Source organism: Shimazuella sp. NTD247 (assembly GCF_059510415.1).
On the sequence record NZ_JCAJZU010000002.1, the window covers coordinates 61,840 to 75,604 of the forward strand.

Consider the following 13,765-nt stretch of genomic DNA (forward strand, 5'->3'; position numbering starts at 1 on the left):
CTCTTCTCTGTCTAAGTTTTTATAGAGGAGTACTAGCTTGATAAGATTCTAATCGTTCTTTTACTCTTGCTAAAAATTGACCTGCCGTAAGCCCATCTAAAACACGATGATCCAGTGATAGACATAAATTCATTCTTTGACGAACAGCGATCATATCGTCAATAACTACAGGTTTCTTTACGATAGATTCAAAAGATAATATCGCTACTTGTGGCTGATTAATAATCGGTTGCGATGCGATTGAACCAAAACTCCCTGTATTATTTACAGTAAAAGTTCCGCCTTTTGTATCTGCAATTCCTAACGAGCTACTTCTTGTTTTATGAATCAAATGCTGCAATGATCGAGCAAGACCAAATATATTTTTCTCATCTGCTTGGTGGATTACAGGTACATACAACGCATCATTTGCAGCAATCGCAACAGAAATATTAATATCTTTTTTCAAAATAATATTTTCTTCTCCCCATACTGCATTTACATATGGGAACTCGCGTAATGTATCAACTGTAGCCTTGATGAAGAAAGGCATAAAGGTCAGTGGAATCCCGTTTGCTGCAAAATCATCTTTATACTTATTTCGCAGTGCAACCAAACCGCTGACATCTGCTTCCATCATTGTCCATGCATGTGGAATTTCGGTCTTTGATTGAACCATACGCTTTGCTATTGTTCTTCGAATACTTGTAAGAGGTACTACTTTGTCACCACCCACGACAGCTGATTGCTCGACTTCTTTAGAAACTACATTGCTGTTAACAGATGGTCTAGATGGAGCTTTTGGTGCTGGATTAGAATCAACAGAAACTTCGTTGGAAAGAGATTCAATTGCTTGAAGTACATCTTTTCGAGTGATCCGTCCTCCTTTTCCACTGCCTGTTATGGTCCGCAGGTCGATTTGATTCTCTTCTGCTAAGCGCAAAACAGCAGGGGAATACCTATGTTTCATCGATGTATCATTATCTTGCTGATCTTGCTGAGGAGCGATAGCTATTTCATCCAACTTTGGTACCTCTGACGTTAAAGAATGGCTTGATTCTGTTTCCATTTGGCATATTAGTTCTCCTACAGCAATCGTCTGCCCTTCTTTTGCAAAAATTTGTCCCATCGTGCCACTATACAATGAAGGAATTTCTGTATTTACTTTATCTGTTTCTACTTCGCAAATGGGCTCGTACTCTTCTACTCGATCTCCCGGCTCCTTTAACCACTTCGAAATCTTTCCTTCTGTAACACTTTCACCCAATTGAGGCATGACAATATCAATAGTCATTTTTTCCTCTCCTCATCGACTACAGTTCTGCTAGTTCACGAATAGCATTTGCTATTTTATCTGGATTCAACATAAAAGCTTTCTCTAATTTTGAATTATAAGGCATAGAAGGCACATCAGGACTGCATAAACGGCCAACCGGTGCATCCAAATCAAAAAATGCTTCTTCTGCTATTACCGCAGCTACTTCAGCGCCAAATCCACTTGTTTTATTATCTTCATGAACAATCAATACTTTTCCGGTTTTCTTCGTTGCTTCTAATACTGCTTCTTTATCAAGTGGAATTAACGTACGTAAATCCAAGACATGTACATCAATACCTTCTTCTGCAAGCTTTTTCGCTGCTTCTAATGTATAATGTACCATCAAACCATATGTAATAACGGTAACATCTGAACCTTCTCTTTTTATATCTGCTTTCCCTATAGGAAGGATATATTCTTCTTCTGGTACTTCTTCTTTAATAAAACGATATAGTTTTTTATGTTCAAAAAACAACACAGGATCATTATCTCGAATGGAAGCTTTGAGCAAACCTTTGATATCGTATGGTGTACTTGGGGCTACTATTTTCAAGCCAGGCACTCCTGTAAACAGAGCTTCCACACTTTGTGAATGATACAATGCCCCATGAATCCCTCCACCATAAGGTGCGCGGATAACCATCGGACATTGCCAAGTACCATTGGAGCGATACCGCATTTTCGACGCTTCACTGATAATCTGATTAACAGCAGGCATAATAAAATCAGCAAATTGAATTTCTGCTATTGGACGCAGTCCATAAGCTGCCGATCCGATTCCTACTCCTACGATAGCAGACTCAGTCAAAGGCGTATCCAGCACTCTATCTTCCCCAAATTGCTCAATCAGACCATTAGTTGCACGAAAAACTCCTCCACGCACACCTACATCTTCTCCTAAGACAAATACTTTAGGATCCCGTTCCATTTCCTCCCGAATTGCCTCTGTAACAGCATCTATATAAGAAATAACAGGCATCTCCTATTCTCCTCTCTCTATCTGGCAAAAACATGTTTGGACAAATCGGCAGGATCAGGATGTGGCGCTGCTTCCGCAAATCTAATAGCTTCCGTAATTTCTGCATTAATCTCTTCTTGCATCACTTTTTTGCTTTCTTCTGTCCATAACTCGTTCTCATCTAGATATTTTTCTAGAACAAATAGTCCATCTTGTTTTTTCGCAGCATCTATTTCTTCTTTTGTACGATAAGATAAATCATCATCATCGCTCGAATGCGGTGTTAAACGATACGAAATAGCCTCAATCAATGTTGGCCCTTCCCCATTTTTTGCTCTTTTTACCGCTTGCTGCATTACTTCATAAACATCAAATACATTGTTACCGTCGACTTGAACACCTGGCATACCATAACCTTGGCCTCTTGCAGCAACATTTTCGCCTGCAAGCTGCTTATGAAGGGGGACGGAAATCGCGTATTTGTTATTTTCAACTAAAAAGATTACTGGCAGCTGATGAACACCAGCGAAATTTAACGCTTCATGCCAATCTCCTTGATTACTTGATCCTTCTCCGCAAGAAGTAAGTACTACTGGATATTCTCCTGTAATTTTTCCTGCATATGCAATCCCAACTGCATGCAAAACTTGGGTAGTAACAGGGCTAGAACCAGACAAAATACGAAAACGATGATCTCCAAAATGATTGGGCATTTGCCTGCCACCACTATTTGGGTCATCTTTTTTCGCAAATGCGGATAACATCTGATCTTTCGCTGTTTGTCCAAACATCAGTACCATTCCTAAATCACGATAATAAGGACATAACCAGTCTTTTTCACGATCCAGAGCATATGCAGTACCAATTTGTGTCGCCTCTTGGCCTTGACAAGATACGACAAAAGGAATTTTACCTGCACGATTCAAAAGCCACATCTTTTCGTCTACTTTTCTTGATAACAACATATAGCGATACATTTCTACTACTTGTTCCACACTTAGTCCTAACTGTTGATGTCTCATGCTAACTCCTCTCTAGCTATCTTTATTTTTTTATTGCTTCTCCAAATATTTCCGAAAAAGTTGGGTGTGGATATATTACTTGACCTATTTCCCATGGCGAAGCATCAAGAAACTTCGCTAAACTTGCTGTAGAAATTAATTCAGTCGCTTGTATCCCAATGAGATGAACTCCAAGTAGATCTTGTGTTTTCTTATCCCCAACAATTTTTATAAAGCCTTGAGTATTACCATATACAAGCGGTTTTCCAAGATACCTCAATGGAAATTTACTTATGGATACTTCATATCCCTGCTCTTTAGCAGCTTGTTCTGTCAACCCGATACTTGCTACCTCTGGTCGACTATATGTACAACGTGGAACATGATTTGGATTTATTAATTCCACTTTATCTCCTAACATATGATTTACAGCTAGTATCCCTTCTCGAGATGCTACATGTGCTAATTGATAACCTCCGATAACATCTCCAATCGCATAAATATGGGATTCCTCTGTTTGATAGGAATTATTGACTTGAATAACGCCACGTTCCACCTGAATATTGGTATTGTCCAATCCCAAATCTTCTGTATTGGCATCTCTACCAATAGAAACAAGAACCTGATTGATAGTTATGGTGTGGTCTGTACCTGTTTTATGGTTGGTTATTGTCAGCGTCACTTGGCCATTTTCTTTTTCTACACCGAGAGCCTCTACTTTCGAATCTGTCCAAATCGTTACATTCCGCTCTTCTAAAATTCGTTTCATCTCATTACTTATCTCTGCATCTTCTAACGGTAAAATACGATCTGCATATTCTACTAATATAACTTGTACACCCATATCACTGAGCATAGAAGCCCATTCTATGCCAATGGCACCCGCCCCAATAATTAACATCGATGCAGGTAATTCCTGTAATTCTAAAGCATCATCCGAGTTGAGTATATACTCATGATCTACTTCTAAACCAAGTAAAGGTCTTGGTCTTGACCCAGTTGCAAGCAGCACAAATTTAGGAACAAGCATCTCTGCTTCTGCCTCTTCTTTTTCGACTGCTATTGTACCACCTGCTAACGGAGAAAAAATAGACGGCCCCATTAATCTGCCAGTACCATGATATACATCAACTTTATTTCCATGCAACAAATTATTTACACCTTGATGTAAACTTGCAACTATTTCTTTTTTTCTACGCTGAACTGATTTCATATCTAAACGTACTTCCGTTGACTCAATTCCATAGGAACTACTATCTTTCATCGCTTGATACATTTCCGCACTTTTCAGTAGCGATTTACTTGGTATACAGCCTTTATGGAGACACACTCCTCCAACTTTTTCTTTTTCAACAAGTGCTACTTTCATTCCTCGCTCAGCAGCATGTGCTGCTGCAACATATCCTCCTGGTCCTCCACCTACGATGACTAAGTCATAATGTTGTGCCATGCACCCACTTCTTTCTCACATTAAAAATTTACCAAGGATAAATTCACCTAACCAGCTCCATGGAGCTGGTTCTTCTTTTATAATTATCTACTTTTTCTATCCAAATTCAATGCATGCCTTGCATTTCGATTAAATCGACTTCGAACATGTTTTATTTTTTCGATCCGCTCTTCTGCAAGATGGTTTGCAGCTAAATGTGTTGTCAATCCTTCTTGTTTGGAGATAGCAAAAATATTTAGGACCGTATCATAGATGTTCTCTACTTTTTGCATTACTCTATCTTCATTATAACCAGTCAGCTCATCAGCAACATGAATGACTCCACCAGCATTAATAACATAATCCGGTACATAAAGAATATTTTTCTGCTGCAGTAATTCACCGTGTCTTGGTTCATGTAACTGGTTATTCGCAGCTCCTGCTACAATTCTACATTTTAGTCGATCAATTGTTTTATCGTTGATCACTGCACCTAAAGCGCAAGGAGCAAAAATATCACAATTCACATCGTAGATTTCATTAGGAGAAACAGAGGTAGCACCATACTCTACAACTGCTCTCGCTACTTGTTCCTCATGAATATCCGTAACGACCAAATTCGCTCCTTCTTTTGCCAAATAACCAAGTAGGCGGAAAGCAACATTTCCAACTCCCTGTACTGCAATGGTTTTCCCTTCTAGAGAAGCATTCCCATACGCCTCTTTTGCAGCAGCTCGAATACCTTGATAAACACCATAAGCGGTGGCTGGGGAAGGATTTCCAGCCGATCCAGATGCAGAAGAGTAACCTGTAACATAGTTTGTTTCCAAATGAATCAATTCCATATCACTTTCTGTTGTCCCTACATCCTCAGCAGTAATATACCTGCCATTCAACCCTTCAACATATCTTCCAAACATACGAAAAAGAGCCTCACTCTTATCTTTCCGTGAATCCCCAATGATTACAGCTTTGCCGCCACCTAAGTTGAGACCAGCCACTGCTGCTTTATATGTCATTCCTTTTGCTAGGCGAAGTACGTCCTCAATCGCTTCCTCATCTGACTGGTAATTCCACATACGCAAACCGCCAAGTGCAGGACCTAAGGTTGTATCATGTATACATATAATTGCTTTTAATCCGGAAACATCATCTTGACAAAAAACTAACTGTTCATAATTGCTTTCTTGTAATCGATCAAACAATTTCATGGTAATCCCCTTCATTCATTACCGATTTGAGTTGGCCTGTATGACAGCAAGTGCAATCGAGTAAAGTTTTGCTTCTGCTGAATCTGCACGAGATGTCAATACGACAGGTGCTTTCGCGCCAAGTACCAATGCACCGATTTTCGCTTTAGCAAAATAAACCATTGATTTGTACAAAATATTCCCTGCTTCGATATCCGGAACTAGCAAAACATCTGCTTTTCCTGCAACTGGGCTTTCAATCCCTTTATGCACAGCGGCTTCAACAGATATCGCGTTGTCCAGAGCAAACGGACCATCCACCAATGCACCTTTTAGTTGCTTTCGACGGTTCATCTGAGCTAGTGCAGCAGCATCAAGAGTCGCTTGCATATTTGGGTTTATTACCTCTACTGCTCCGAGAGCTGCTATCTTTGGTTCTTCGCAACCCAATGAGTGACAAAGAGTCACAACATTTTCCACAATCTGCGCCTTTTCCGGCAATGTTGGAGCAACATTCAATGCAGGATCGGTGACATGAATAAGTCGATCATAACCTGAAACTTCAAAAGTTGCTACATGACTAAGAACTTTTCCACTTCGCAAACCCTTTTCCTTATGTAAAATCGCTCTTAAAAAATCAGCAGTTTGTACCATACCTTTCATCACAACATCTGCTTTTCCTTCTCTCACAGCAGACACTGCACTACTGCAAGCTTCTTGAACACTAGGTGTATCAATAATCACTTCTGTAGCATCAAAAGAGAGTCCGATTTTTTCACTAATCTTTTCGATCTCTGCTTTTTTTCCGTATAGCTCAAATTGTGCAATTCCATGTTTTTTTGCATCGAGAACAGCTTCTAAAACTTCTTGATCATCTGCCGCGGCCACTGCTACTGTCACAGAGGGAAGCGATTCTGCTTTTGCAAGTACATCTTGAAATGTCTTCAACTTGCCCAAAACAATTCCTCTTTTCTCATTAGTGTCCTTTCATAGGGTTTGCGAAAAGGTTATTTTAGATACTGGATTCTTTTGAATTTGTAGATAGAAAAATACCAGTCCACCAATATGTATCAAAAATAGCACATTTCTATCATACCACACAGGTGGATATCGTGCCGAAATTGGAGTAAAATGATACCGTACTTATAGGAAGGTGACAGTATATGCAAAAACAAGTTTTCCAAAGACTTGTAGCAATTGTTCTGATGTGTTTGCCAGGTGCAATGAGTGTCTATGGCTGGACATTAATGCGTGATATTTTATTTTCTACTGCAGCTGGACAAACTTTCCCCATTATTACCTTTCTTTTGGGTTTAGTCCTTTTCTTAGCAGGCCTTGCAATCGTTGGTGGATTTATTTTTTATCGGGATAAAAAACAAAATAAAATCCAACCGAAACTGCTAAAAAAGACAGATGACTACAAAAAAGAAAAACACGCTTTTTTAGATAAAGTTTAAGATCTCTTACTTTTTAAAAGTAGGGATCTTTTTTATGCATGTAACATCTTTTTTTCGCATATTTTTCTATTGGGAGGGATTATAATGTCCAGTTACCAAGAATGGTATGAAAAATGGCTGAAAGAACCTATTTTAGAAACCATACGCTTTCATCAAGATTGGTTAATGCAAGACAGTTACTTATCTGAATCCCAGCATGCCTTGCGAAAGCGATTAAAGAAATTAGAGGCAGAAGTAAATACTGCGACTCCTAACCCAAACAGTTATTATCAATATTTAAAAAAACTAGTCGATATCGAAAAAGAATATGCCAATATTCAAGAAGAAGAAAATTTCCCCTCATACTATCCCAATGCTTATCCGAGTGCGTATTTGAGCAATGAAGACAGTACTACTACCCATACATACGATCCGGTACCTATTGGAAAACATACTTTACCTGCTCTTCCTTATGCCTATAATGCCCTAGAACCATATATTGACGAGCAAACTATGTACTTACACCATGATGAACACCACAAGAAATATGTAGATGATCTGAACAAAGCAGAAAAAATGTTAGAAAAGGCACGAATCACCAATCAATATGATCTTGTAAAACATTGGGAAAGAGAACTCGCGTTTAATGGTGCTGGACATTATTTACATACTTTATTTTGGGAGACAATGACTCCACAAGGGGGCGGAGAACCTAGCGGATCTTTAAAACGGGATATTTGCCGCTACTTTGGCAGCTTCCATCAATTTAAGAGACATTTCTCCGAAGCAGCAGAAAAAGTCGAAGGCGGAGGATGGGCTATTCTCATCTATAGTCCACGGTCACAACGGCTTGAAATATTACAAGCCGAAAAACACCAGAATCTTTCTCAATGGGATGCATTACCACTACTTCCTTTGGATATTTGGGAGCATGCTTATTACTTAAAGTATCCAAACAAACGCAAAGAATATATAAAAAATTGGTGGAACATTGTGAATTGGGAAACAGTGCAAGATCGTTACCGCAAAGCAAAAAAGTTAGCATGGACGCCATATTAAATTCACGTTTAGATATAATGAAATTATACACTAAACAGAAAATTCTATATCCATCTGGTAATTTATATCCTTCGAACTATTTATGGAAAAGAAGGGAGAGAAAGAAAGGATGAGCAAAAAAAGAAAGACAAAAGACAAAGAAAAACAACACGGGGCAAAAGCACGTTATACGAACAAAGCGAACGTTTATTATAAGGAAACAGTTGCACCGTTAAAGAACGCATACAAACGTGCACTGATCGGAAAACAATACCAAGAGGCAGGATCAATATTTTTAAAAATTCGCGAAGCAAAAAAGACCCACCGTATCTTGTTAAAACGAAAAGAAATGGTACGAATCAAATGAAAAGAACGCGTGCGGCCGGGTATACTCCTTTGGTAAGGAATAACCCGGCCGTTTCACTCAGTACCTTTTCTTTTTTGGCACTGTTTTCTGTTCAATTAGAGGATTCACTTTGTGAAGGCACGAATCGCCTTCTTTGTCTTGGCAATCCGCTCCTTCCAAATATCACGAACAACCTGCTGAACACTAGGCTGCTGCGATTCCATCTCGTGAGCGAGATATCCACATGTAGACGCAATAAGCGAACAGAAGATAAACAGCTCAGCCGAATTTTCCAGCTTCGCCAAGGGACCCAGAAGCCGAATGGTGAACACTCCAATGTTGGAATTGCCCACTGTACCGTACTTCTGGTTAATAGACCTTGCATACGTAAGACCGATTACCACTTCTTCATGCAGGGGACGAGGAATATTCCGCTGTGTATCAAAATTCTTCAGCAGAATATTGATCTCAGACTTACCCAGTACCTTCTTCAGACCATTCTCACAAAGCTCACGAGAAATACCCTCATAGTACCGAGACTGTCGTGTATGGGCAATCGTGATAAGATCATCGATCGTAAGCCCCACAGCCTCCAGCCAAGGCTGAATGATCTCCTTGGACTGCTGGTATGTTACCTCTGAACCGCCCTGCTCCCGAGAGAGATAGCGGGTCCACAGAATCGCATAAGCAGCAGCAATGATACCACAGAGAATGTCATCGGAAAACACATGACATCCATCTGCTTCGTCCGTCTCCTTGATCATATCAAGCTTAGAAGCATCGAGGAATCCGAAAACTTCATAGCCGATTACACCATACAGACAGGAAATCCACTGACCCATCGTCTCGTCGACTCCATAAAGCGGGTAGTCGACATTGAGCGTTTCGATCAGTCGGTTACGAAGGAAGTGCTTGATGTACTGCTCGTGATACTTCGGCGGAATGAAGAGAAGGAGATTCCGCTTCGCTGTCCGAATCGGACGACGCTTCTCACCATACATATCTCCGAAGTAAGAGTAGATGATATGATGTGCAACCTCTCGCTTGTTGAGTACACGAGAAATCGCATCGACGCATTCGTCAACAGTCAGGTCAGGAATAATACGCCGCTGAAGTCCAGGTGCATTTTCATAAGCGTAACCAGTCAGCAGACGGTGGAGAAACTCAGCGAGCTTCACCAGCAGTTCCTGATCGGAAAGACCCTTATTCTGTGGAACTTCCCTTACGCGATTGAAGAGAATTCGCTTGGCATCGTCCACGTCATGCTTTCGAACCAGTGCATCCTGAATACGGAAACCGGCAGTAGTCTTCTTAACTCCCACTGTAATTCCTTTCTTATGTGGGGACCGATCTGGTCTTACGTCTATTATAGAGAGTACTGGATATGGAAAGCAAATTTATTTTCTGTCCATTTACAAAAATTTAAAAAATCCCTTTAAAATGAAAGGGGATACATGTGTAAATATTTCGATTATATATTAAACTATCAGGCCATCTTGTGCTCCATTTACAGATCATTTGCTGCTATAGCGATAAATTCACTTTATTGGTTTGTTCTTCCAATGTTTACGGTGTAATAAAATAAATCTCTAAAAGAATTTTTCTTATCTCTACTTTAAGACTGCCTCTTTTGGTTGCAGACTTTAAGAGGTGGTGATATATAACCTTTAAATCTTTTCATACCTCTATTTTATAAAAAAAGATGTATAATTTTAAATAAAGCAATAATGTTTAAATACCTCTTTCTGTATGTTAGCATGAAGATACACAACCCGATGCCAAGGAGCTCGAAAATGCAGCAGGTTGACATTTACAGAACGCCCAAAACGTTTGAGGTCGTCATTGGAGAACAAGGATCATCCGTTACCGACGGATCTCTCGTGGTCCTCTTTGTGAATGCGAAGTTCAATCCCGACCTGAACTGCTTCGCAGGCACTGACTTCCAAGTCTTCCTCGATAACGGTCACTGGACGTTCTTGGACTTGATGACTTTCAGCGTCCTTCCGGGTGACACGACTCCCTTCTACAGCGATGTCCCCAAGGCGTATATGAGTAAGAGACGCACTTACATCGGAACGGGTCGAGTGGCGTCCTTCTTCGTAGAATCGATTACGTTTGACCACTACCAAAAAGAGAAAGTCGAGTTCACCAATTTCGATGATCTAAAATCAAAGGTAGAATGGGATTCCCATCGGATCCTAGGAACACATTAAAAGGGAAAGCGGTCATCCCTGCCCATTGGGCACCATGCAGGCAGCGGGTCTGAAGTGAACACAACTCGATTGTTGTTCACTTCACCCCATATTTTTCATCTCATCCTCTCTAATTCACGTCTCCCTCACGCAATACAGAGTAAACGTTGGTGTATTAATTGGTATACTTGCGCTAATATTCGAATAATGTTTTCGACAAAAAACCTCGTTATCACGAACTTAAGCTATTTTGTGCTCCATTCGCAGTTTATCTGCTACCTTCGCAATAAATCGCTATTGGTTGGTTTTGCTTTGGCAGCATTTATGGTATAACCAAATAAATTTTTAATCGAATCTATATTGCCTCTACTCGGGTTCATAAATATCTGAATATTTGCATTGATGAAAAATTATTATTGCTATGCTAATATATAGACTGAGATGGAGATACCATCCGAGAGAGAAAATGGGAGCTTTTATGTCTTACAAACGGAACTATGATCTCGCATACAAGCGTTTCATGGTTTATTGGCTTAGAACGCTAAAAAATTATAATATCCCCAAATCCTTCGAATCCTTCGACCGCGAGTCCTCCCCCACCCTTTTTGCGCTGGCGGATGATGCTGCTGAGCGTGGGAACAAGGAGCGAACTGAACATTATCTGAGGGAGTACTTGAAAAAATTCGCCAATGAATATGGCAAGAGGTTTCTGATCAAGTGCCTCGATGAGGCTTTGACTCTATATGGGAATAGCCCGGAGAAAAAAAAGTACTCTAATGCAGAGAAGGGTTTTATTCAGCAACACTTTAATATTGCTACGGAGATCGCAAAATCTCTCTAACTTTTCTCTTTAAAAGGTGGACTTTGACCAAAAGATAAAATGGTACAAAGTCCACACCTGATTTACTTAATGAAATCCTCTCTCGTAAATCAACCTTCACCCATCCTCAAACGCTAGTAACAACCATAACCGTACTGGCTTAAAAGGCTTCCTCTTTTGAATCAACTCTCTCTATCATTTTCCCTGATTTTGGAAATATTTCATCTCTAGATTATTCGTTAAATGAAATACAAAAGGCTTCAACGAAACGAAATAAAATACACCTCCATTTTGCCAGACAATCCAGTAAACGTTGGTGTATTCTTTGGTATACTTGCGCTAATATTCGAATAATGTTATCGACAAAAAGCATGTTATCACTCAGCTACGCCATTTTGTGCTCAATTCGCAGTTTATCTGCTACCATTGCGATAAATTCACTATTGGTAGGTTTTGCTTTGGCAACATTTATGGTATAACCAAATAAATTTTTAATCGAATCCATATTTCCTCTACTCCAAGCAACTTTGGCTCAAACGTGATAAAAAAAATAAAACTATTTCCAACATTTATTGGATTAGTGACTTATATTTAGTTGTTAACCTTTCGCTGATTTTAACAATATTTAGATAGGATAGTCAAATCTAGAAATTTGAACAAAATCATTTATTTTAAAGCCTTATGTTCTCTTCTTCTTGTAAGAGTTGCTTTTGATATACCTGTCTTCTTTTGAACCTCAGTATATGAATAGCTGTTCAAAAGCTCCGCATGGTTTATATGTTCTTTACTATGCTTATGTAGTCTTCCCTCTTTGAAATCAGGTCTTTGTTTCGCTACTGACTTTCCTTCTTGAGTTCTTTCTATATTTAAATTCCTTTCCATCTCTACAACTGCTAACATAGTTTGAAGAAAGAATCTGCTGATTGTGAAAATCCTTTATTTATAAGGGTTTTTGGGCATGCTGAAATCCAACGTAACAAAATCATGCTTTGTTGCCCTAACTTAGATGTTATTTACACTGTTAATGAGTCATTAAAGTCTTTTTTATTGTAACACAGCAATGATGAAAAATGATTCATGAACAGATATGATACATCCAATTAAAAATGAAAAATGAAAAATAAAAAAGAAAATACAAACAAAAAAATTTTTCAAACACAAAAAACAAAAAACCCCCAAACCACCTGGGAAATCCCCATGTAGATTGTGGGTTAAAAATTCGGATATCAAAAAATCAATTTGGAAATGAAGCTTTTACCGCTTTGAGAATTGCAAGATTTTCTGTTAAAGCTTCTTCATTAAACAAGGCAATGCAGCATTCATCTTTTCTGATATCATCAATATCTTCGACTTCACCAACGACAACGAAAAGACCCCAACGAAATGTATAGTTATATTTTTCAATTGTATTGTGTTCAAATTGGTAGTCTCCTCTTTGGACAAGGAAACTTATATTTAATGTTTCACCTGTAGCGATTTCAAATGTAAACACAATTAATTTATTGTCATCACCTTCTTTACATGATTCAATTAATGTCTTTGTAGATATTGTAGATATACATACTTCTCCTAATCCAATTAATTCTGGAGCTTCTGTTTGTATTTTTTCGCTGTCTATCCGTTTTCCTTCTGGTGATACTTTTCCATTTTCAAATTCATAACTGTTTGCGCCACAATGATGTATATGTATGGGAGTAGGCTTTTTATTGGATAAGAATATGTTAACAATATCACTATCGTTCACTTTTGTTGCTTTAATACTTATTTGCAGCTCAGGTATCATAGCCTCTAATTCTCTTTGTCTAGCTTCTTCCATTGCTTGAATTGCAAGTTTCGTTTGTTGTAGAGCTGACTCAGTTTGTTTTTGAGCGTATTCGGTTTGATTTTTGGCATATTTTGATTGCCTTAAAGCAACTACAACAGCCCAAACAGTTCCAATAGCACCTGCCCACTGACCTAACATTGCCCACAGTTCAATACTTTCCCAATGCACTGATAAAAACCATGTATGAATATCTTGAAACATTTATGTACACTCCTAATGATTGTTCTAATGAC

At 39.0% G+C, this 13,765-nt stretch carries 14 protein-coding genes and 2 pseudogenes; 5 read left to right on the plus strand and 11 right to left on the minus strand.

The window, feature by feature from the left end:
- Window positions 1-19 precede the first annotated feature (19 nt).
- From AC5WOC_RS04595 to yqiS, 6 genes are all read right to left on the minus strand, one after another.
- Window positions 20-1,273, minus strand: a complete 1,254-nt coding sequence (locus AC5WOC_RS04595) for a dihydrolipoamide acetyltransferase family protein (protein ID WP_496054223.1) — start codon at window positions 1,271-1,273, stop codon at window positions 20-22.
- A 19-nt stretch (window positions 1,274-1,292) separates the two neighbouring features.
- On the minus strand, window positions 1,293-2,276 hold the full coding sequence (locus AC5WOC_RS04600; protein WP_496054224.1) for an alpha-ketoacid dehydrogenase subunit beta: 984 nt from the start codon (window positions 2,274-2,276) through the stop codon (window positions 1,293-1,295).
- Window positions 2,277-2,293: 17 nt separating this feature from the next.
- Window positions 2,294-3,277 carry a thiamine pyrophosphate-dependent dehydrogenase E1 component subunit alpha gene (locus AC5WOC_RS04605; protein WP_496054225.1) on the minus strand — a complete coding sequence of 328 codons (984 nt, stop codon included), beginning with the start codon at window positions 3,275-3,277 and terminating at the stop codon, window positions 2,294-2,296.
- A gap of 22 nt (window positions 3,278-3,299) precedes the next feature.
- Window positions 3,300-4,706, minus strand: a complete 1,407-nt coding sequence (gene lpdA / locus AC5WOC_RS04610) for a dihydrolipoyl dehydrogenase (RefSeq protein WP_496054226.1) — start codon at window positions 4,704-4,706, stop codon at window positions 3,300-3,302.
- A gap of 83 nt (window positions 4,707-4,789) precedes the next feature.
- Window positions 4,790-5,896 carry a Glu/Leu/Phe/Val family dehydrogenase gene (locus AC5WOC_RS04615; RefSeq protein WP_496054227.1) on the minus strand — a complete coding sequence of 369 codons (1,107 nt, stop codon included), beginning with the start codon at window positions 5,894-5,896 and terminating at the stop codon, window positions 4,790-4,792.
- Window positions 5,897-5,914: 18 nt separating this feature from the next.
- Window positions 5,915-6,823 carry a phosphate butyryltransferase gene (gene yqiS, locus AC5WOC_RS04620; RefSeq protein ID WP_496054945.1) on the minus strand — a complete coding sequence of 303 codons (909 nt, stop codon included), beginning with the start codon at window positions 6,821-6,823 and terminating at the stop codon, window positions 5,915-5,917.
- A gap of 215 nt (window positions 6,824-7,038) precedes the next feature.
- On the opposite strand from yqiS, the gene AC5WOC_RS04625 reads away from it, so the two are divergent.
- The 3 genes from AC5WOC_RS04625 (at window position 7,039) to AC5WOC_RS04635 (ending at window position 8,716) form a co-directional block, all read left to right on the plus strand.
- Entirely contained in the window at window positions 7,039-7,332 is a 294-nt protein-coding gene (locus tag AC5WOC_RS04625) for a DUF2627 domain-containing protein (RefSeq protein WP_496054228.1), read from the plus strand.
- Between the two features lie 84 nt (window positions 7,333-7,416).
- Window positions 7,417-8,370 carry a superoxide dismutase gene (locus AC5WOC_RS04630; RefSeq protein ID WP_496054229.1) on the plus strand — a complete coding sequence of 318 codons (954 nt, stop codon included), beginning with the start codon at window positions 7,417-7,419 and terminating at the stop codon, window positions 8,368-8,370.
- 109 nt (window positions 8,371-8,479) lie between these two features.
- Window positions 8,480-8,716 (plus strand): hypothetical protein, encoded by a 237-nt coding sequence (locus AC5WOC_RS04635; RefSeq protein ID WP_496054230.1) that lies wholly within the window; start codon window positions 8,480-8,482, stop codon window positions 8,714-8,716.
- Between the two features lie 104 nt (window positions 8,717-8,820).
- Here the strand turns inward: AC5WOC_RS04635 and AC5WOC_RS04640 are convergent, their stop codons facing one another.
- Window positions 8,821-10,017 carry a phosphatidylglycerophosphatase A gene (locus AC5WOC_RS04640; RefSeq protein WP_496054231.1) on the minus strand — a complete coding sequence of 399 codons (1,197 nt, stop codon included), beginning with the start codon at window positions 10,015-10,017 and terminating at the stop codon, window positions 8,821-8,823.
- Window positions 10,018-10,488: 471 nt separating this feature from the next.
- Between AC5WOC_RS04640 and AC5WOC_RS04645 the strand changes: the two genes are divergently transcribed.
- Window positions 10,489-10,908 carry a hypothetical protein gene (locus tag AC5WOC_RS04645; protein WP_496054232.1) on the plus strand — a complete coding sequence of 140 codons (420 nt, stop codon included), beginning with the start codon at window positions 10,489-10,491 and terminating at the stop codon, window positions 10,906-10,908.
- 219 nt (window positions 10,909-11,127) lie between these two features.
- On the opposite strand, the pseudogene AC5WOC_RS04650 reads toward AC5WOC_RS04645, so the two are convergent.
- Window positions 11,128-11,258: pseudogene (locus tag AC5WOC_RS04650) on the minus strand (sporulation initiation factor Spo0A C-terminal domain-containing protein); the annotation flags it as partial.
- Between the two features lie 107 nt (window positions 11,259-11,365).
- Between AC5WOC_RS04650 and AC5WOC_RS04655 the strand changes: the two are divergent.
- A complete protein-coding gene (locus AC5WOC_RS04655) occupies window positions 11,366-11,728 on the plus strand; it encodes a hypothetical protein (protein ID WP_496054233.1) in 363 nt (120 codons plus the stop codon).
- Between the two features lie 364 nt (window positions 11,729-12,092).
- On the opposite strand, the pseudogene AC5WOC_RS04660 reads toward AC5WOC_RS04655, so the two are convergent.
- The 3 genes and pseudogenes from AC5WOC_RS04660 to AC5WOC_RS04670 form a co-directional block, all read right to left on the minus strand.
- Window positions 12,093-12,236: pseudogene (locus AC5WOC_RS04660) on the minus strand (sporulation initiation factor Spo0A C-terminal domain-containing protein); the annotation flags it as partial.
- 137 nt (window positions 12,237-12,373) lie between these two features.
- Window positions 12,374-12,589 carry a hypothetical protein gene (locus tag AC5WOC_RS04665; protein WP_496054234.1) on the minus strand — a complete coding sequence of 72 codons (216 nt, stop codon included), beginning with the start codon at window positions 12,587-12,589 and terminating at the stop codon, window positions 12,374-12,376.
- 352 nt (window positions 12,590-12,941) lie between these two features.
- On the minus strand, window positions 12,942-13,733 hold the full coding sequence (locus AC5WOC_RS04670) for a hypothetical protein (protein ID WP_496054235.1): 792 nt from the start codon (window positions 13,731-13,733) through the stop codon (window positions 12,942-12,944).
- Window positions 13,734-13,765 lie beyond the last annotated feature (32 nt).